This window comes from bacterium (assembly GCA_035308905.1).
Classification (GTDB): Bacteria; Sysuimicrobiota; Sysuimicrobiia; order Sysuimicrobiales; family Segetimicrobiaceae; genus DASSJF01.
On record DATGFS010000069.1, the window covers coordinates 1 to 19,103 of the forward strand.

The 19,103-nt window shown below is 68.5% G+C and carries 16 protein-coding genes and 1 tRNA gene; 4 read left to right on the top strand and 13 right to left on the bottom strand.

All coding sequences use genetic code 11. The features are described 5' to 3' along the window. The 9 genes from VKT83_18045 to VKT83_18085 all read right to left on the bottom strand — a co-directional run. A partial coding sequence (locus VKT83_18045; GenBank protein ID HLY24372.1) for a copper amine oxidase N-terminal domain-containing protein occupies positions 1-457 on the bottom strand: 457 nt, incomplete at its 3' end. Positions 458-549: 92 nt separating this feature from the next. Next, the gene (locus VKT83_18050; protein ID HLY24373.1) at positions 550-1,986 is read right to left on the bottom strand and encodes a copper amine oxidase N-terminal domain-containing protein; all 1,437 of its coding nucleotides are present in this window, start codon (positions 1,984-1,986) and stop codon (positions 550-552) included. A 165-nt stretch (positions 1,987-2,151) separates the two neighbouring features. Further along, positions 2,152-2,412: a hypothetical protein gene (locus VKT83_18055; GenBank protein ID HLY24374.1), complete on the bottom strand. Its 261-nt coding sequence runs from the start codon at positions 2,410-2,412 to the stop codon at positions 2,152-2,154. Positions 2,413-2,750: 338 nt separating this feature from the next. Then, positions 2,751-3,749 carry a Gfo/Idh/MocA family oxidoreductase gene (locus VKT83_18060; GenBank protein HLY24375.1) on the bottom strand — a complete coding sequence of 333 codons (999 nt, stop codon included), beginning with the start codon at positions 3,747-3,749 and terminating at the stop codon, positions 2,751-2,753. Beyond that, positions 3,746-4,519, bottom strand: a complete 774-nt coding sequence (locus tag VKT83_18065; protein HLY24376.1) for an SDR family oxidoreductase — start codon at positions 4,517-4,519, stop codon at positions 3,746-3,748. Before VKT83_18065 ends, VKT83_18060 begins: the two co-directional genes overlap by 4 nt. Before the next feature lie 3 nt (positions 4,520-4,522). Beyond that, positions 4,523-6,277 carry an acyl-CoA dehydrogenase family protein gene (locus VKT83_18070; GenBank protein HLY24377.1) on the bottom strand — a complete coding sequence of 585 codons (1,755 nt, stop codon included), beginning with the start codon at positions 6,275-6,277 and terminating at the stop codon, positions 4,523-4,525. Positions 6,278-6,316: 39 nt separating this feature from the next. Beyond that, the gene (locus tag VKT83_18075; GenBank protein ID HLY24378.1) at positions 6,317-7,492 is read right to left on the bottom strand and encodes a thiolase family protein; all 1,176 of its coding nucleotides are present in this window, start codon (positions 7,490-7,492) and stop codon (positions 6,317-6,319) included. Between the two features lie 50 nt (positions 7,493-7,542). After that, a complete protein-coding gene (locus tag VKT83_18080) occupies positions 7,543-9,966 on the bottom strand; it encodes a 3-hydroxyacyl-CoA dehydrogenase/enoyl-CoA hydratase family protein (GenBank protein HLY24379.1) in 2,424 nt (807 codons plus the stop codon). Between the two features lie 20 nt (positions 9,967-9,986). Beyond that, positions 9,987-11,573, bottom strand: a complete 1,587-nt coding sequence (locus tag VKT83_18085; GenBank protein HLY24380.1) for a fatty acid--CoA ligase — start codon at positions 11,571-11,573, stop codon at positions 9,987-9,989. Positions 11,574-11,751: 178 nt separating this feature from the next. On the opposite strand from VKT83_18085, the gene mscL reads away from it, so the two are divergent. Both mscL and VKT83_18095 read left to right on the top strand, forming a co-directional pair. Next, on the top strand, positions 11,752-12,186 hold the full coding sequence (mscL, locus tag VKT83_18090) for a large conductance mechanosensitive channel protein MscL (GenBank protein ID HLY24381.1): 435 nt from the start codon (positions 11,752-11,754) through the stop codon (positions 12,184-12,186). A gap of 82 nt (positions 12,187-12,268) precedes the next feature. Continuing rightward, positions 12,269-13,186, top strand: a complete 918-nt coding sequence (locus tag VKT83_18095; protein ID HLY24382.1) for an AMIN domain-containing protein — start codon at positions 12,269-12,271, stop codon at positions 13,184-13,186. 23 nt (positions 13,187-13,209) lie between these two features. Here VKT83_18095 and VKT83_18100 read toward each other — a convergent pair whose 3' ends face one another. Further along, on the bottom strand, positions 13,210-14,010 hold the full coding sequence (locus tag VKT83_18100; GenBank protein HLY24383.1) for a hypothetical protein: 801 nt from the start codon (positions 14,008-14,010) through the stop codon (positions 13,210-13,212). Positions 14,011-15,229: 1,219 nt separating this feature from the next. On the opposite strand from VKT83_18100, the gene VKT83_18105 reads away from it, so the two are divergent. Further along, a complete protein-coding gene (locus VKT83_18105) occupies positions 15,230-15,895 on the top strand; it encodes a DUF5681 domain-containing protein (protein ID HLY24384.1) in 666 nt (221 codons plus the stop codon). A gap of 260 nt (positions 15,896-16,155) precedes the next feature. Here VKT83_18105 and VKT83_18110 read toward each other — a convergent pair whose 3' ends face one another. The 3 genes from VKT83_18110 to VKT83_18120 all read right to left on the bottom strand — a co-directional run bounded on the left by VKT83_18110 (position 16,156) and on the right by VKT83_18120 (position 17,310). Further along, complete coding sequence (locus VKT83_18110; GenBank protein ID HLY24385.1) at positions 16,156-16,746, bottom strand: hypothetical protein; 591 nt, start codon at positions 16,744-16,746, stop codon at positions 16,156-16,158. A 59-nt stretch (positions 16,747-16,805) separates the two neighbouring features. After that, positions 16,806-16,982: a hypothetical protein gene (locus VKT83_18115; GenBank protein HLY24386.1), complete on the bottom strand. Its 177-nt coding sequence runs from the start codon at positions 16,980-16,982 to the stop codon at positions 16,806-16,808. A 251-nt stretch (positions 16,983-17,233) separates the two neighbouring features. Then, positions 17,234-17,310, bottom strand: a tRNA-Pro gene (locus VKT83_18120). Positions 17,311-17,439: 129 nt separating this feature from the next. Between VKT83_18120 and VKT83_18125 the strand changes: the two genes are divergently transcribed. Further along, complete coding sequence (locus tag VKT83_18125) at positions 17,440-19,101, top strand: DUF885 domain-containing protein (GenBank protein ID HLY24387.1); 1,662 nt, start codon at positions 17,440-17,442, stop codon at positions 19,099-19,101. Positions 19,102-19,103: the final 2 nt, after the last annotated feature.

Here is a 19,103-nt window from a genome sequence, read left to right on the forward strand (position 1 = left end):
ATGCGCCCCCCGCGCTCGTGATCTGCACGGTGGCGCTCGCGGCATCCCACGCCGCCATGGCGCCGAGGGCCTGGCTGACGAAGCGCAGCGGCACAAGCGTCCGGCCGCCGATCAACATCGCCGGGACATCGAGGGACTGCGCCTGGCCGTTGACAAACGCCTGCGGGGCCCCGATCCGCAGCGAGACACTGGTGGCGCCGCGCGTTGCGACCACGGTCTGCGCACCCGGATTCCACGTCACCGCGGCGCCGAGCCGCTCGAATACGCCGCGGAGGGGCACGAGCACGCGCCCGTTGCTTATCATAGGGGGCTGATCGAACGTCACCGGCGCCCCGTCGACGAACACCTTGACGTCGGGCGCCGGGGTCTGCGCCGCGGCGGTGGACGTGAAGCCGGCGGCGAGCGCCGCGACGAGGACAACGCCGGCGAGCGCTCTTCGCGATCTATCGGTTCTCACGGGGGACACCTCATCCGCCCGGGCGGCCGGCTGTTGCCGGCCGCCCGGGCGTGGTTCATCTTTTCAGTTTTTAACCCGCTGCTGGTGCAACGTTACTGCAACGTCGTGTTGACCGTGGTCGACGGCGAGCGGGCCGCCCCCGTGTAGTCCACGAGGGTCGCGGAAATCGTCACGTTGACCCCTCGCACCGGCGGCGCCTGCGCGAATGTCGCCGACCAGTTGCCGTTCGCGTCGGCCGTCACGGTCTGCGTGCCGAGCGTGCCCTGGACGGGAAAGAGCAGCACGGTCCCGTTATAATCCGCTTGAACCTTGACGAGGGAGCCCGGTGGGGCGCTGCCCGTCACGGTAAAGGGCGTCCGGATGGGAGTCCCCGGACCCGGCTGGCTGATCACCGGCGCGCCGCCCATCGCGGGCGGCACAATCGCCGACGCGCTGATCGTTACCGGACTCGGCGCCGTGGCCGTCAACAACTGTCCGGTGGGCGCCGTCAGCGAGACCACCACGGTGGTGTTTTGAACGAAGTCGCCCGGCTGGACCGCGTAATTGCCGACGTACGTGCCGGGCTGGTTCGCGGATTCGGTCATCGGCAGGCCGTTCCGGAGCCCGGTGATCGCAAAGGTCGCGGTGCCGTGCGCCGGGCCTATCGCGACGACCGTCATCACGTCCCCGGGCACCAATGGACGCCCGGTCGGCGTAACGGTCGCCGACGTAATGGCCCCGGCCGGTACCGGCGCCGGAGACGTGAACGACGCCTGGACGTTCTGCGCCGTGCCGGACTGATCGGCCGTCACCGTGACGGAGTCACCCGGTCTGAGCGCGCTGAGGGACACCGGCCCGCTCACGCCCGTGACCACGTTTTGACGAACGATGGTCGTCCCGGAGACGATGTTGTAGGTATACACTTCGCCGGGCGGCGTCTGGACGAGCAGCTGACCCGGGTACGTCGTGGCGTTCACGCGCACGACCGTCCCCGAGATCGTGGTAGGCGCGGGGGGTTGATAGGCCGTCGGCGGATAGGATTGGGTCGGCGGATAGGATTGGGTCGGCGGATAGGACTGCGTCGGCGGGTAGGTCACCGGCGGACCGGTGAGCGCTCCCTGGCTGGTGATCTGGACCGTCGAGGTCGCCGCGTCCCACGTCACGCCCGCGCCGAGCGCCTGACTGACGAAGCGCAGCGGCACCAACGTCCGGCCGCCGACGAGCATCGCCGGAACGTCGAGGAACTGCGCCTGCCCGTTGACGAACGCCTGGGGCGAGCCGATCCGCAGCGAGACGCTGGTTGCGCCGCTCTGCGCGAGCACGGTCTGAGAGGTCGGATCCCATGTCACCGTGGCCCCGAGCCGCTCGAACACGCCGCGAAGCGGAACGAGCACGCGCCCGTTGGCCATCACGGGGGCCTGGTCGAAGTACACCGGACTGCCGTCCACAAACACTTTCACGTATGGCGCCGGCGTTTGGGCTACGGCCACGGACACGAGGCCGGCGCCTAACGCCGCCACCAGGACGGCGGTGACAAACAATCGCCGCATCGGTCGTCGATCAGTTCTCACTACTGATACCTCTCCTCCCTTCAGGTTCTCGTGATACGTTGGGGTGCGTCGTCCGCTGCCGCGTCGGTGTCGTCCTGACAAACGCGGGGGGGAGGGCGTCCGCCCTCCCCCCCGCCGTCCAGCGGCAAACCAGCGAACGCTATCCTACATGCCGCGCTGCTGGTTGACGATCCGCACCGCCTCTTCGCGGGTGAGCCACTGCCCCGTCTGCTGGAACACCAGGTACCGGAGATATCCGGCGAGGGACATGTAGTTCGCTTCCGCGGAGAACGGCTTCAGGTTGGCGACGTTGGGATACTGACCCTGAGTCTGCGTCGTCGCAGGTGCCGGGGTTGTCTGAGCCATGGCTGCGCTGGCGAACGACAGGACCATTACGCCGAGTACGAGCAAGGCGATCTTGCGCATACAACCCTCCCTTTGTCTCTGTGTGAATCGTTTTCTTACTATCTGTCGAACACCGGTTTCGGCGATCCCGCCGGCACCGTCGGTCGTTTCTATCGCTCTCTATCGACTGTCAACGGTCACTCGCTGCATCGGCCCGACCGCCGCCGCCTTACCGCAGGAGCATGTGACCCGTGGCGGCGAGGATCAGCAGACCGAGGAGCAGAAAAATCATGTAATCTCACCCCCTCTCGTGCCCCTCTCTACATGTGACCGCCTTATTATTTCCCTGGGGGACGCAAGGCCAAACGCGGTAGCGGCGGAATGCCGCCGAATTATGGGGGGAGTTCGGGGTTGACGCGCTAGGGCCCAGCCGGTTCGGGAAGCGGCAGTGCGATCGAACGGCCTTCCCGCACCGCGCGGTAGGACGCCTCGACCAGTTCCGTCGCGCGATAGCCGTCGGCCGCGGTCACGGCGGGAGGACGTTCGCCGAGCACGGCGTCGACGAACAGCCGGTCCTCGATCACGTACCCCCACTTCTGCTCGAACGGCATCGCGCCGCAGTCGATCGCCTCGACCTGCGCGCGCGCTCCGGCGCTGAACGCCGCGCGCTCGAGCTCTTCGGTCATCACGGAGGCGTGATCGCCGTAAATCTCGATGCGCTCCGAGGGAAAGAGCCAGCTCGCGTGCGCGACGCTGGTCACGGACGTGATCAGTCCGCTGTGGCACCGCAGCAGCAGGGTGAACGCGTCCGGCTCCGCGTAGAGGCTCTGCCGCGCCCAGCCCTGCACCTCCGCGACGTCGCCGAAGAGAAAGCGGGCCATGTCGAACAGGTGTACCGGCGTCTCGTAGAGATAGCCGCCGGTCACCGTTGGATCGGAGGTCCAGGGCGGCTGGCGCAGTTCCCCGCGGTTGTGCTTCAGCTGCGCCGCGAGGGGCCGGAGGCGCCCCTCGTCGATGAGCCGCCGTGCGAACGCGTACACGTTGGCGAACCGCCGGTTGAACCCAACCTGGTAGACGCCGCGCGACCGCTCCGCCGCGCGGCGGATCCGCGCCGCCCCGTCGAGCGACGTGGCCATCGGCTTTTCGGAGAACACGTGCGCGCCGTGCGCGAGCGCTCCAAGCACCGGCTCGACGTGATGGGTGTTCGGCGTTGTGACGTACACCGCGTCCGCGCCGGCATCGAGCAGCGCGGCGAGATCCGGCAGGGGCGCCGTCTGCGCTTCGGCGGCGAGGCGGGCGGCCGCGGCCGGGACCGCGTCGGCGATCCCGACCAGCGAGACCCGCGCGTCCGCCTTGAGGTTGAGCGCGTGCAGCCGGCCGATGAAGCCCGCGCCGAGGATCCCGACTTTAACCGTCACGTCGCGGTGCGACCTCCGTCGACGGGGATGATCTGACCGGTCACGTAGTCCGACGCCGCGGAGGCGAGGAAGACCGCGACGCCTTTGAGCTCGCCGGGCCGGCCGATGCGCCCGAGCGGAATCTGCGCCTCGACGCGGGCCTGATTCCGCTCGAGCAGCGACTCCGTCATCCGGGTACGGAAGAAGCCGGGCGCGATGGCGTTCACGTACACGCCGTAAGGCGCCCACTTCACCGCCAGGTCGCGCGTGAACGCGATGACGCCGCCCTTCGCGGCGCTGTAGCCGATGGTGTCGAGCACCTCCGGCGGATTGCCGGCGAGCCCGGCGATCGAGGCGATGTTGACGATCTTGCCGTAGCGCCGGTCGACCATGGATCGCCCCACCGCCTGGGTCACGAGAAACGTCCCCGTCAGATTGGCCTCGAGCACGCGCTGCCACCGGTCGAGCGGCATCTCGAGCACGGACGCGCCCCACGTCGCGCCCGCGTTGTTGACCAGGATGTCGATCTTGCCGTATCGTGCCGCCACCGCCGCGACCAGGGCGTGCACCGCGTCCGGCCGGGTGACGTCGCACGCGGCCGCCATGCAGTCGATGCCGGCGGCGCGGAGCGCCTGCTCGGCCTCGTGGAGCCACTCCTCCCGGCGCGCCGTGAGCGCGACCGCGGCCCCCGCCTCGCCGAGCCCTTCGGCGATCTCCCGGCCCAGTCCGCGCGAGCCGCCGGTGACCAGCGCCACGCGGCCGGAGAGACTGAACAGATCGTGCACGCGCATGCGCTACGCCACGTACGTGCCGGCGTCCAGCAGCCGCTCGGCGATCCGCCGCCGCAGCGCGATGCCGTCGGGCGGTACGTCGCCGAGCAGCCGGTGCACCGCGCCGAGCTGGCCGCGCAGCGCCTCCCCCGCGCCCGCCGCGGCCAGGATCTGCCGGCACCATCCTTCGACGCGCGCCACGCCGTCGGCGACCCCGGCGCGGACGAGGTCGCCCTTGCCGTCCTCCGGCCGTCCCGGCCCCGTCGCGCGGCGCGCCCGCAGCAGGCCGCTCTCCATCGCGAAGATCTCGATGATCAGGTCGGCGATCCGCGCGAGCACTTCTTGCTGCTCGGCGAGCGCGTCGCCGTATCGCGCGGCGGCGATGCCCGCGACGGCCAGGCACGCCTGCTTCGCGCGTTCGACCTGGGTCCACGCGTCCGCGAGCGGACCGGGGTCCCCGGGGCGTCCCGGGGGCGCCGCGTCTCCCATCGTGGCGTCCACCGCGGCCCGGCAGGCCTCGAGGAGCGGCAGCCGTCCCCGCTGGGCACGGCGCAGCAGCATGCTCGTGATCAACAACCGGTTGATCTCGTTCGTCCCTTCGTAGATGCGGCTGATACGGGCGTCGCGGTACGCGCGGGCCGCGGGGTAGTCCTCGATGAATCCGTAGCCGCCGTAGACCTGCACGAGCTCGTCCATGACGAACCCGGCCGCCTCCGATCCGTACACTTTATCGATCGCGCATTCCACCGCGTACTCCTCGACCGATCTGACCGGCGTGTCCGCGGTCTGCCGGCCCGCCTGGATCAGCCCGCCGGTCCGGTAAACCATGCTCTCGAGGAGATAGGTGCGCACGGCCATCTCGGCGAGTTTCTGCCGCACCAGGCCGAAGGACGCGATGGGGCGGCCGAACTGGTGGCGCTCCGTCGCATAGGCGATCGCCTGGCGGACGGCGCGCTTGGCGGCGCCCGTGGACGCGGTCGCCAGCTTGAGGCGCCCCATGTTGAGGATGTTGAGCGCAACGCGGTGCCCCCCGCCCACCTCCCCGAGGAGGTTCTCCGCCGGCACCCGGGCGTTGTCGAAGAAGAGGCTCGCCGTGGACGAGCCCTTGATGCCCATCTTATGCTCTTCCGGGCCGACCTCCAGGCCTTCCGTCGCGCGGTCGACGATGAAGCCCGTGAACCGCTCGCCGTCGACCTTGGCGTACGTCGTGAACACGTCGGCGAACCCCGCGTTGGTGATGAACTGCTTCGTGCCGGTGAGGCGGTACGCGCGCCCGTCCTCGGCGAGAACCGCGCGCGTGCGGGCGGCCAGGGCGTCCGACCCCGCGGTGGGCTCCGTGAGCGCGTAGGCCCCGACGAGCTCCCCTGCGGCGAGACCGGGCAGGTAGCGGCGCTTCTGATCGTCCGTCCCGAAGTAGACGATCGGCAGCGTCCCGATCACGGTATGGGCGCCGAAGGCCACCGCGAACGACCCGCGGCTCATCGTCTCAGCGACGAGCAGCGACGTGATGAAGTCGAGCCCCGTGCCGCCGTACGCCTCCGGGATGTCGACGCCGAGGAAGCCGAGCGCGCCCAACTCCCGCAGGAGCCGCCGCATCAAAGGATAGTCGTGGGTCTCGAGTTGCGCCGTGCGCGGCTCCACCTCGGCGTCGAGGAACTCCGCGAGGCTGCGGGCCGCCAGCCGGTGCTCCGTCGAGAAATCCTCGGGCGTGAAGGCCTCCCCCGGCGTGGACGCCGTGATGAGGAAACTGCCGCCCGCGGCCACACCCGTCATCTCCATGGCGTCACGCTCCCCCACGAATTCGCCGGCGCCGCGGCGCTACGGACGCTCGAACACGCCGGCCGCGCCCATCCCACCGCCGATGCACATCGTGGCGACGCCGTACCGCGCGCCCCGGCGCGCCAGTTCGTGCAGCATCGTCACCGTGATGCGGGCGCCGCTGCACCCGAGCGGATGCCCGAGCGCGATCGCCCCGCCGTTCGGGTTGAGCCGCGCCTCGTCGAGGTCGAGACGCCGGGCAACCGCGACGGCCTGCGAGGCGAACGCTTCGTTCAACTCGATCACGTCGACGTCTTGCAGGCGCACCCGCGCCTGACGCAGCGCCTTGGGCACCGCCTCGACCGGGCCGATGCCCATGATCTCCGGCGGCACGCCGGCGACGGCGAAGGACCGGAAGATCCCCAGCGGTTTCAGGCGCAGCCGCTCCGCCGTCTCCTCCGACATCACCACCACGGCCGCGGCGCCGTCGCTCGTCTGCGACGAGTTGCCGGCCGTCACCACCCCGTCCTTGGCGAAGACGGGCGGCAGCGCGGCGAGCCGCTCGAGCGAGGTGTCGGCGCGCACGCCCTCGTCCGCCCCAAAGGTCAGCTCGCGTGACGCCGGGCGGCCGTCGCCGTCCTCCCACCGCCGGACCGTGAGCGGCAGAACCTCGTCCGTGAAGCGGCCGGCCGCGATCGCCGCCGCGGCGCGCGCGTGGCTCCGCAGGCTGAACGCGTCCTGGTCCTCCCGCGAGACCTCGAACCGCCGGGCCACGTTCTCGGCGGTAAGCCCCATCGACAGATACACGTCGGGCCACTCGCCCGCGAGGTGCGGATTCGGCGCGTATTTGTTACCGCGCATCGGCACGAGGCTCATGCTCTCGACGCCGCCCGCCACCGCCACGTCCACCTGCCCGGTCATGACCTCGTATGATGCGAGCGCGATCGCCTGCAGGCCGGAGGAGCAGAACCGGTTGATCGTCTGGCCGCAGGTGGTGACCGGCAGTCCCGCCCGCAGCGCCGCCACCCGCGCCATGTTGAGCCCCTGCTCCCCCTCCGGCAGGGCGCAGCCCAGGATTACGTCCTCCACGGCGGCCGGGTCGAGTCCGCTCACGCGGCGGACCGCCTCCCGAATCACCGCCGCGGCCAGCTCATCCGGGCGCGTATCGCGGAGCGCGCCCCGCGGCGCCTTGCCGATGGCGGTTCGGACCGCCGAGACGATCACCGCGTCACGCATCGCCGCACTCCCTTTGTCCGTCCCCTAGCGTGGTTCGCGTCCGCCCTTCGCTAGTTGCGAAGCGGCCGGCCGGTCTGCACCTGGTGCCGCATCCGCTCGCGCGTCTTCGCCTCGCCGAGCAGCCCGAGAAACGCCTCGCGCTCCAGATCGAGCAGGTAGCCTTCGGAAACCGCGGTCCCCTCCGGCACGGCGCCCCCGGCCATCACGTGCGCCAGCCGGCGGCCGACGACCTCGTCGAACGCCGTGATCTGGCCGCCGGCCTTCAAGATGTAGAGCGTTTCGTGCAACGCCGCCCGAATCCGCTCGCCGCCGACGCGAATCCGGTCCGGCAGCGCCGGCCGGTAGCCGAGGCGGACCATCGCCAGCGCGGCGTCCTTGGCATCTTGGATCAACCGTTCGGCGTCCATCGTGATGCCGTCCGCGTCTCTCACGTACCCGAGCCGCCGCGCCTCGAGGGCCGACTGCGAGATCGTCCCCCGCGCAATCGCCTCGAACGCCCACTGGATAAAGGGCAGCAGGTCGGCCGTCACGCCGGGCGGGATGCGTGACTGGGCGCGCCGGACGATTTCCATGGTACCGCCGCCCGCGGGGACGAGGCCGACCTCCGTGTCGACCAGTCCCATGTAGGTCTCGGCGGCGGCCTGCAGGCGGCCGCAGGCCAGGCAGATCTCGCCGCCGGCGGCGAGCGTTCGCCCGCGAGGGGCGGCGACGACCGGTTTCGAGGCCCGGCGCACCCGCCGCGCGAGTTCTTGGAACCGGCGGACCCGCTCATCCACCGCCGCCCAGCGGCCTTCGTCCGCGAGCGACAGCCATTCGCGAAGGCTCGCGCCCGCGCAGAAATCGCGCGCCTGCGTGCCGATCACGAGCGCCTCGAACTCCCCTTCCAGCCTGTCGAGGGCCGATTCCAGCACGCGCAGGGTTTCCAGTGTCACACCGTTCAGGTGCGAGTGGAATTCGACGCAGCCGACGCCGTCGCCGAGGTCGAGCAGCGACGCATCAGGAGTGCGCTCGAGTTCGCGTTCGGTCCGCGCGAGGTCGGCGAGCACGATCGCGCCGGCGGGGGTGGGTACCGGTCGGTACCCGGCGGCCGGCATATCGAAGAACTGACGGCGGCCGCCTTCCGCTCGCCTCCCGGCCGCCACGACATTCGAGCCCGCGTCCCGATAGAAACGCCCGTCTCCGCGCCGGATCACTTCGTCCACCACCGGGGGGATCGCCGCGCCGTCGGCCGCGAGACGCGCGGCGATCTCCGCCGGGCCGAGGGCATCCCAGAGCTCGAACGGACCGAGCTCCCAATGGAAGCCCCACCGCATCGCGCGGTCGACATTGACCACGTCGTCGCTGATCTCCGGCAGCACCCGGGCGGCGTAGGCGAGGGTGCGGTCGAGGAGCTGCCGGACGAACGCGGCGGCCCGGTCGCCGGCTCGAAAAAGCGTGGTGAGCCGCTCACCGATACCGGCGATGCCCGCGACCGCGGCGACGGACGGCAGGTCGGGCGGCCGCAGCGGACGGTACTCCAGGCTGTCGAGGTCCACCACCATCGTGGCGTCGCCGCGCCGCCAGTAGAATCCGCGGCCCGTCTTGGCGCCGAGCCAGCCGCGCTCGACCATGCCGCGCAGCAGCGCCGGAGGATTGAAGACCTCCCGATCCGGGTCGTGAGGCAGGCTCTCGTAGACGTTGCGGCGGACGTGATACGCGGTGTCGAGCCCGACCAGATCGGCGAGGCGGAAGCTGCCGGTGCGCGGCCGGCCGATCAGCGGGCCCGTCAACAGGTCCACTTCTTCGACCGTGTAGCCGCCTTCGAGCGCGAGCTTCCACGCCAGGCACGAAGTGAACGCGCCGATGCGGTTGCCGATGAAATTCGGCGTGTCCTTGGCGGTCACGACGCCCTTGCCGAGCACGCGGCCGATGACGTCGGCGGCGGCCGCGAGGACCTCCGGCAGCGTGTCGGCGGCCGGAATGACTTCGACGAGCCGCATGTAACGGGGAGGGTTGAAGAAGTGCGTGCCGAGAAAATGCCGCCGAAACGCGGGCGAGCGTCCCTCGAGCATGGCGTTGATCGAGAGGCCGCTCGTGTTGGAGCTCACGAGGGCGCCCGGCCGCCCGTGGGCCTCGATTTGGGCCAGGACCGCCCGCTTGGCCGCGAGGTTCTCGACCACCGCCTCGATGATCCAGTCGGACTCCCGGGCGTGGTGCAGGTCGTCCTCGAAGTTTCCGGGCGTCACGAGCGAGGCCAGTTCGGGGGCCATGAACGCGGGCGGCGTGGCGCGGAGCGCCCGTTCCTTGCCGGCGCGCGCGAGACGCGCGCGAACCTCCGGGTGGGCCGGTGTGCGGCCTGCCCGGCGGTCGTCGTCGGTGAGCTCCCGCGGCGCCACGTCGAGCAGCCGGACGGACACGCCGGCGTTCGCAAGGTGCGCCGCGATCGCGCTCCCCATCACCCCCGCGCCGATGACCGTGGCCCGCCGGACGTGCACGCCCGCCTCCCGCCCCGCCCTCAGTGGACCCGGCGCGGCTGTCCGGCCCAGTACTGCTCGCGCAGCTGGCCCTTGAGGATCTTGCCGGTCCCGCCCTTTGGGAGGGCCTCCAGGAACTCCACCGATTTCGGGACCATGAAGCCGGCCAGCCGCTCCCGGCAGAACTGGAGCACGTCGGTCTCCGTGGCCGCGGCCCCCGGCTTGAGGACGACCAACGCTTTCGGCACTTCGCCCCACCGCTCGTCGGGCACGGGAATGACCGCGCACTCGAACACCGCGGGATGGGCGTAGAGTGTGTTCTCGATCTGCACCGACGAAATGTTCTCGCCGCCGCTGATGATGATGTCCTTCTTGCGGTCGACGATGTTGACGTAGCCCTCCGCGTCGAGGGTGGCCATGTCGCCGGTGTGAAACCACCCGTCGCGAATGGCGGCGGCGGTCGCCTCCGGATCCTTGAAGTACCGGTCCATCACGACATTGCTGCGGGCCACGATCTCCCCGACCGTCTCGCCGTCGGCCGGCACGTCGCGCCCGTTCTCATCCATGACGCGAACCTCGACGCCGAGAATCGGGTACCCGGTCCGCGTCCGCCGCTCGAGCTGCCGCTCGGGCGGCTCGTGCTGCAGATGGGTCTTGGGCCGCGCCAGCGTCAGCACCGGACTCGTCTCGGTCAGGCCGTAGCCGACGAACGCCTCGCACCCGAATTTGTCCAGCATCGCCGCAACGAGCGCGGGCGCCGGCGGCGCGCCGCCGCTCATCAGCAGCCGGAGGCTGCGCAGATCGTACTTCCCGAACTCCGGGTGGTTGACGAGCGCGTTGAAGATGGCCGGCACCGCGTACAAGTCGGTCACCCGCTCGGCCTGGACGAGACGGAAGATCTCGACGGGATCGATCTTGCGGAGCAGCACGTGCGTGCCGCCGATGCCGGTGATCGTGTGCGGGGCGCCCCACCCGTTCACGTGGAACATCGGCACGACGTGCAGGTGCACCGTCGCGTCGCCGAGCCGCTTGGAGATGATGCAGTACAGGGCGTGCAGGTAGAGCGACCGATGGGTGAGGGCGACCCCCTTCGGCCGGCCCGTCGTGCCGCTGGTGTAGAAAAGTTCGGCCACGCTGTTCTCATCGACGTCCGGGTCGACGCTGATCGGCGCGGCCCTCCCGAGCAGCGTCTCGTACTCGGCCGCGCCGGGCGGCGGCGGCCCGTCCGGCTCCAGGACCACCAAGTGCTTCACCGTCTCGAGGCCGGGCCGCATCGTCGCAACCATCGGGGCGAAGTCTTTATGGAAGAACAGCGCGCGGCTCTCGGCGTGGTTGAGCACGTACGCGATGTCGTTCGGATGCAGGCGGATGTTGATCGGGTTGAGCACCGCGCCGGCCTGCAGCACGCCGTAGTACGCCTCGAGCAGATGGTGCGTGTTGTAGGTCAGGAAGGACACGACGTCGCCGGGGCGGACCCCCTGATCTCGAAGCGCCGCGGCGAGCCGGCGCGAGCGTTCGCCGAACTCGGCGTACGTGAAGCGCTTCTCGCCGTCGATCACCCCCACCTTGCCGCCGAAGAGCGTCTCCGCGCGGCGGCGGAATTCCAGCGGTGTGAGCGGGACATGCATGGCTCTGACCTCCCATCACCGGACCTGCACACCTAGTATTGGGTGTGAGGAGACGCGTTACCCTCCGGAGAAGGTGTGACACTCCCGGCCGCCCCGGCCACACAGGCAACACGTCCGTCCCCGCGCCGGCGCGGGCGAACGCCGACGAACAGGAGATCCGAATCCGAGGAGGGCGATCATGCTGAAAGAGTTCCGGGAATTTGCGATGCGCGGGAGCTTGCTCGACTTGGCAATCGGGATCGTCATCGGCACCGCGTTCGGCCGGATCATCTCATCGCTCGTGAGCGACATCATCATGCCGCCGATCGGCCTGGCGCTCGGCGGCCTGGACTTCGCGAACCTGTTTGTCACGCTGAAAGGAGGTCCGTTCCCCTCGGTCGCGGCGGCCAAAGCGGCGGGGGCGCCCACGATCAACTACGGCGTCTTCATCAACACGATCGTCGACTTCGTCATCGTGGCCTTCGTGATGTTCCTGGTCATCCGGCAGGTCAACCGGATGCGGCGGCAGCCCGAGGTCGCGCCCACGACCAAGTCGTGCCCGTACTGCGTGTCGACGATCCCGCTCAAAGCCGTCCGGTGTCCACACTGCACCTCCGACCTCAAGGCGGCGTAGCCGGACGGTCTCGTCCGCGATATGAGTTCGCCGCCGGGCGGCGAATGCTAAACGGCGGCACACCTTAGGGGGGCGGATGGGGATGAGACGGCTCTGCGGCATCCGGGCGGCGCGTACCGCCGCCGCGATCGTTGTCTCCGCCCTCTGCGCCCTCGCCGGACGGCCGGCCGCCGCGGTTTCCGCCGAGCCGGCAACCGTGACGGGCGTCACGACACGAATGGAGGGCCGCGAGCTCCAGGTCGTGATCCGGGCGTCGGCGGCCGTCCACTACGAGGTGCAGCCGGTTCGACCGGCCTGGATCGTCGTCGACATCCTGAACGCGCGGCTCGGGTTCCGGGCGGGCACCGTGCACCCCGCGGAGGGTGTGATCCAACAAATCCGGGCAGGTCAGTTCACACCGGATGTCGTGCGGGTGGTGGTGGAGTGCGTCGCGCCCGTTCGCTTCCGCGTCGCGGCGGCCGACGAGGAGAGCGCGGTCATTGTCGCCATCCCCGACGGTGCCGGTCGGCCGGCCGCCGCCCCGGCGGGACAGCGGAGCGGCGCGACGACGATCGTTCCCGGCCGGAGCATCGGCACCGTCCGTCTCGGAATGACGCTGCCGGACGTCGTCGCGGCGCTTGGACGCGCCACGAACACGGCGGAACGGCCCGGCGTCGGCGTGGACTACACCTGGTATGCGGCCCCGGTGGAATCGGGCCTCGGTGTCCGCGCGACGGGCGCGGGCATCGTCCGCCGGATCTGGGTGATCGAGGACCCCGCCTATCGGACGCGGGAAGGGCTGCACACGGGCAGCACGGAGGCCGACGTCCGGGCGGTGTTCGGCGCGCCCTCGTGGACGGTCGCCGTCGCCTCTCAGGAAAAATCCATCACGCTGATGTATGAGCGGCTCGGCGCGTGGTTCGGCGTACGGCCGAGTGCCGTGAACGGGGACCGTAACACCGTGTTTCGCATCGATGTGATAGAGCCGTCGTCCTCAGGCACGCCGCGGAGCGGTCCCTAACCCGCGCGCGCCGGCCGCTCAGCTTACGGCATGCGATACGCGGTGAGCTCCGCCGGGAGACCAATCTCCTCAAGGCCGCGCACGACAGACGCGGCCTGACGGCGCGTTCGATACGGCGGGGTCACCACTTCGGAAAGCTCGCCGCGGGGCACGACGTCCACGATGTACCCTTTCCGCCGAACCAGGTGCATCATCCGCTGCGCGCTGGCGGCGCTCGCGAAGCTTCCGACGGTCGCCGCGTACTTGACCACGGGCCGCCGGCGCGCCGTTCGCTGAGCCGGAGGGGTCGCTCGCGGCGTCGCGGGCGGCGCCGGCTCAGCCTCGGCGGGCGGCACAACGACGTTCGCCAGCGCGGCGGCCAGAGGTTTGGGAAACGTGGCGGAGGCCTGTCCCGCGCTCCGGTCCGGACGCGGCCACAGGGTCAGGCCGCCCGGGCCGCGAACGGCGCCGGTGGCCACTATAATGAAGGCCGCGGCGACCGCGACGGCGACCGGGCCGATGACGCGCCGGAAACCCGGTTCGATTCGGATCAGCCCGGTCTGTGGCTCCGAGCGGATATTGGCGACGGCGTCCCACATGCGGAAATACTGGCGCGTACGGCGCATTTCGTGCAGGGAACGAACCCCCGCTTGAAACGCGGCGATTTCGTCGTCGATATCCTCGTCGATCCGGCACCAGACATCGCGCCAGGCGTACTGTTCGATCCTCGCCGCATCCGCGGGACCGGTAAGCATGACGTTCCTCTGGTCGAAGAGGTACCAGACCCCGTCGACCTCCCGTGCCCAATATCCGTCGGGCAGCGACAGGTGTTGGCGACCTTCCATCAGCGTACGCTCCCCCCTATCCCCCCGCTATTCCTTGTGCCCTGATGGCCGCGCGAAAGGACATGCATCGGGAACCTGTGTTCGGCAGGAGCGCCTTGGTCATGGACGCCTGAGGAATCTCGAGTAGAAAGCCGCGAACACCAAGACAATGCCAATATTCACTGTCAGCCGCTCCCAGAATCGGGTTCTGAAGAACATGAAATCTACGCCGACTATGACGGCTGCCATCACCACCACGTAAAACACGACAGGTACCTGTCTGCCCATTCCTCGCCACGCTTTGATTAACAAGGCTTTGGGGTCTTTGGTCGGGGCGGCCCGATTTGAACGGGCGACCTTCTGCTCCCAAAGTGTGCTCCGACCATTCTATCGAACAGCGCAGAAACGTAGGCGGGACGCGGAAACGCTTGTCCCACTTGCGTCCGTGACCGCCGCGACCTTTCGAGTCGCTTTGGGTTGTTCGGTATCGTTTCGGGAGATTCCGCCTCGGCAAGGCACCAGGAAGGCACCAGAACAGCGTGCCGCCGAGCGGTAAGAAAATAGGACGGTCCTACGCGCTTGTGCGTTCATGCGTGGCGGAAGGCCGAAACGAACCAGGAGGCCGCCCCCGTCGGAGCGGCCCTCCCCCGCGCAAGTCTTACCGCACGGTAAACTCGGTCTGCAACGTTCCCTTTCGATCCCCCGTCGCGCACACGACCTCGAGTTGCCGTGTTTCCATAACATGGCCTTTGCCGCTGCTCGCCGCGGTCTTCCATGACCACCGAACGAGGCCGTCGCTCCCCGCTTTGCGGGCCGCTAAGTTGAAGTTGATCCCTTTTGTGATCGCGTGCGCTTGGCACATGGCACCGGCTTCAGTCTGAACCACGAGAGTCTCCTGCTCGCCGTACCCGATGGGAGAGACGATTGAGACGAGTTTGACTGTAAGGTCTTCCGCCAAGGCCGTGATGCATGTCGTTCCGACTACTGCCGAGATCAATATCGTATTGAGCGCGAGCAGACGCAATGAGCGCATAAACACCCCCCAAGAAAGAGTCTTGGAACCAAGGTCCTTGCCGCTGGATTCCTTGACGATTCTTTGATAACTTGCCGCACCCCTTCTCTACGGGCCGGACAGCGCGCCGCCCGAGCATGCCGTCCGCCTGGGCGGACACCTGTCCGACATGCCGGATAAGGAAGGCCATCGTTGCCGCCAGCAGCCGCAACGCATACAATGCCCTCAATGGCGGTTGAGAGCAACGCGGGAACAACGCCTCGGCCCGGAGGAGCGACCGGCAAGGGCTTCGTGCCGGGGCAGTCCGGCAACCCCGGCGGTCGGCCGCGAGGGCTGGCCCGGATGGTCCGTGAGGCAGTGTCCGACGGCGCTGATGTGGTCGCGCTGATGACGGCCGTTCTCAAAGGCGACCGCAAGGCCCTGGGCGTCAGGACAGTCTCGCTCAAGGACAGGATGCAGGCGGCCGAATGGCTGGCCGAACGAGGCTTCGGCAAGACGATTCCCGTCGTGGACCTTCCCGAGGAACGGCCGCAAGTTTCGTTTGAGGACCAGTTGCAAGCGTGGATGGAGCAACTGCCCCCGGCGCTGCGCGAGCCGCTCGCACGGGAACTCGACGCCCAGTTCTATGCGGCTATAGACGCGGAGGTCGCGAAGGCGGAAGCGGCAGTGCGCGCCAACCTGCCGGGACCACCGATTGATATTCGGGACTTCGTAGTCGCGCACCGAGCGGATTGTCTGACCATCCCAGGTGTTCGGGATGTCACGTTATCTGACTCGTACGACATCATCTTGGAGGTCGATGCCGAAGTCCCCGACGATAGATTGATGTGGATAGAGCGCGAGGCTTGTAAACGTTTGCGACATCCCGTGGTAACGAAGAGGAGGTCACGTTGAAGGGCGTCTTCTGGGCGCTTGCCACCATCTATACAGGGACGCCTGAATGGTGGCGTGGCTCTCGGGTGGGCGAGGAGGCCCGATCGGACCGTCACGCCACCCTGCCCGTTGTCGATCACCGTCCCGACGATCGCTCCGCTCCGATAGATCGAGTACGTTGTTATCGGCCTGACCTCATCGCGCGGGGGACGCGTGTTTCGAATCGGCAACCAAGCGCACGTTGGGTCCTCGATCCGCGCGGACTATAACTAACCCATTGCTTACCCGCACACTGGGCTCCAGAGATACGTTTTTACCGTTTGCTCTTGAGGCCTCCCTCCACCCCCCCATGCGATCATGTTGACTTGTTGCATCTGAGCCTTTCCATCTAGCCGAAAGACTAGTAGCCTGTTCTTTAGTTTCTTGAAGATCCACGTGAACGTGTCGGTGTGGGGGGAATTAAGCCGGTAGTGACCGAGTAAGGCGCTCTCGGCGACGTTGGCACTGAAGGTCCTATTAAAGACGGGGCTTGTTGCCTCTACTTGATTAAGATCAAGAAAGGCTTTGTCACTCTGTGGCCACACAAATTCCCACACCCTTGCCTGCAGGCTATTCACGTCGACCGGCGTCGTCCCTCCATTGAGCAACGTTACCGCAACACTAGCAGCACACATGTCTTTTTGCGGCAAGACATGCCACTTCAGTTGCGCTTGAGACACATGGAATTGTTCGAGAGACGGGGCTTCGGTGCGTATGAACTTGTTATACGTCCAGATGCCGCCTATGATGATTGCGATAATTTGGACGATGGCCTTAGCGACCTCAGTCCACCGAGCAATACCATCGTTGTGCATGTTTTCGGTCGGCTCCATGTGTCTCCCCCTCCATACAGGTTCGTATTCGGTAAGTGCTTATGTCGCCTCGCAAGCGGCTATCCCACCGGGCTCAGCGGGCGCGTTTTCCAGGTCCCCGACGACTCCAAGAACTCCCGCTCCTCGGCAGTCCACTCGTGGTCGTCGAGTTCGCGGAGGTACGGCAGAATCTCGTAGCCGAGGCGAGTCAGCAGTTCGATCGGGATTGAGTCGGTGACGGTAACGCGAGGCATCATAAGTGCCCTTCATCCCCAACAGGGGCTAATACAACTCGACGCTGCGACGAACCCCGGTAACAGCGGCGGTCCCGTGATCACTGCGGGTGGTAATGCGATCGGCATCCTGGTCGGAGGCCTACCGAACACCCAAGGTCTCAACTTTGCCGTTGCACTGAACACCGTGCGCGACATCACATCTCAACTCTCGCCGATTCCGCGCCCGGCCCCTTCTGTCGGAAACGCGAACACACGCGAACCCAAGTAAGGTCTGGTCGGGGCGGCCCGATTTGAACGGGCGACCTTCTGCTCCCAAAGCAGACGCGCTACCAAGCTGCGCCACGCCCCGGCCGGATCGATCGTAACACGAACCGGGATAGGGTACAAACCACGCCGCGCCGGCGGCGGGCCTGCACGGCGCGCCCGGCGTCGTGCGGCGGCTCAAGGGATCGCCGCCGCGGCCGGTGAACCGCGTTCCATGCCCGCACCCTCGCCCGGCGCTGCGCTTGCCGCCGTCGTCCAAGAATTCTTGACCTCGCTGTACGAAACACACCCGACGCTCGCCGCCTCGCTCGGCCTGCACGACTACGACGGCCGTGTGCCGGACCTGAGCGAACGGGGCCGCGCCGGCCGCGCATCCGCACTCCGGGGTCAGGCCGCCCGCGCCGCCGCGATCGCCCCTGACGAGGCCGGGCTGACGCGGGACGAGCGCCACGACCTGACGCTCGTGCGGCTCGCGATCGACGAGGAGTTGTTCGAGCTCGAGTCGCTGCGCGACCTCGAGCGCAATCCCATCACCTACAGCGGCGCGATCGACGTCAGCAACTACGTCAAGCGCGACTACGCGCCGCTCGAGCGCCGCGTCGCCGCCCTGACCGAGCACCTCCGGCGCATCCCCGAGGTGCTCGCGGTCGCCCGGGCCACCCTGCGTCCCCCGCTCCCGCGGCCGTTCATCGATACGGCGCTCGATGTCTACGGCGGCACCGTCACGTACCACGAAGGCGAGCTTCCCGCTGCGGTGCACGCGGGCGTCTCGACCGAAGCGCGGTCCGCGTTTGAGCGCGCCAACACGGCGGCGCTGGCGGCCCTCCGCGGGTTTGTCCAGTACCTCGCCGGCGATCTGCGGCCGACGGCGATCGCGGAGTTCGCGATCGGCGAGGAGCGGTTTCGCACCATGCTGCGCCTCGGCGAGATGGTCGACCTCGACCTCGACCGGCTGCTGGAGATCGGCCGGCAAGACCTCGCCACCAACACCCAGCGGCTCCGCGCCGCGTGCGAGGTCGCCGCGCCCGGCATGGCGGTCCGCGACGTCATCAAGCGCCAGTCCAGCGACCACCCGGCCGCCGACCGGCTCGTCGACGAAGCCGCCCGCGTGCTCGACGAGCTGCGGGCGTTTGTGGGCGCGAACGCCATCGTCACGATTCCGTCGGACGTCCCCGCCCGGGTCGAGCCGACCCCGCCATTTCTACGGTGGGCGTTCGCGATGATGGACACCGCGGGACCGTTCGAGCCGTCCTCGGAGTCGTTTTACTACGTCACGCCGCCGGAACCCGTCTGGACCGCGGCCGAAACGGAAGAATGGCTGACCAAGTTCGATTACGCGACGCTGCGGGACGTGGGCATTCACGAGGTCTATCCGGGGCACTACGTCCACTTCCTCCATGTCCGAGGGATCGGCCGGCCGCTGCGCCAGGTCCTCAGCAGCTACGCGTTCGTGGAAGGCTGGGCGCACGACTGCGAGCAGCTGATGCTGGAGCGCGGCTTCCGGCCCGATGACACGGCGCTGCGCATCGCGCAGCTGTCGGAGGCGCTGCTGCGCGACGTCCGCTTCGTCGCCGCGATCGAGATGCACACGCGCGGCATGCGGGTCGAGGAGGCCGCAAGACTGTTCGTGGACCACGCCTATCTCGAAGCGCTGCCGGCCGAAAAAGAGGCGGTGCGCGGGACGTTCGATCCGGGCTATCTCAACTACACGCTCGGCAAGCTGATGCTGCGGCGCCTGCGGGACGACGTCCGCGCGCGAGAGGGCGCGCGGTTCGACCTCCGGGCTTTCCACGACGCGCTGCTCGGGCTCGGCGCGCCGCCGCTGCCGCTCGCGCGGCGGACGCTGCTCGGCGAGGACGCGGGCCCGCTGCTCTAGCG